Source organism: Staphylococcus sp. EG-SA-10, assembly GCF_017151945.1.
In the GTDB taxonomy this organism is placed as follows: domain Bacteria; phylum Bacillota; class Bacilli; order Staphylococcales; family Staphylococcaceae; genus Staphylococcus; species Staphylococcus aureus.
The window spans coordinates 1-439 of record NZ_JACVZJ010000056.1 but is presented as its reverse complement, the minus strand read 5'-3'; the positions used below and the strand labels follow the sequence as shown (position 1 = coordinate 439).

The window sequence follows — 439 nt, the reverse complement described above, 5'->3', positions numbered from 1 at the left end:
GTTTAAGAAATCAACAACTTTACGATAAATAGTGATTGCTTCGTCATTAGGTCTACGATCAAAATCATGCTCGTTTTTAATCACGCGTTCAAATGTTGAATGTGGAACATGATTCATGATATGTTCGCTTTCCTCAACGGGAACATCATAATCGCCATTACAATGCGCAATGAAAACAGGTGGAAGTGTTTTAAGTTCATCTGGTGCAATATTATATTTTGAATCAGTATAATCAGCAATGTTAATCATATTTATCCATTTACCTGTGCCACGTGCATAAACGTAGATTAAAAAACGTTGTGCGATTTGATCTTGAACAACCGGTGTTGGTGAAGTGAGTTGTGCAATCATTGTTTCGTTTATGCTTTGAGCTATTTTTGCGTAATAACTATTAGTTGTTTTAAAAGGTTCAGTGTTGATGCGACTATAACCATAAAAA

At 34.4% G+C, this 439-nt stretch carries 1 pseudogene; it reads right to left on the bottom strand.

Going from position 1 to position 439, the window contains the following annotated elements:
• Window positions 1-439 (bottom strand): annotated as a pseudogene (locus tag IDG45_RS13745) (alpha/beta hydrolase); the annotation flags it as partial.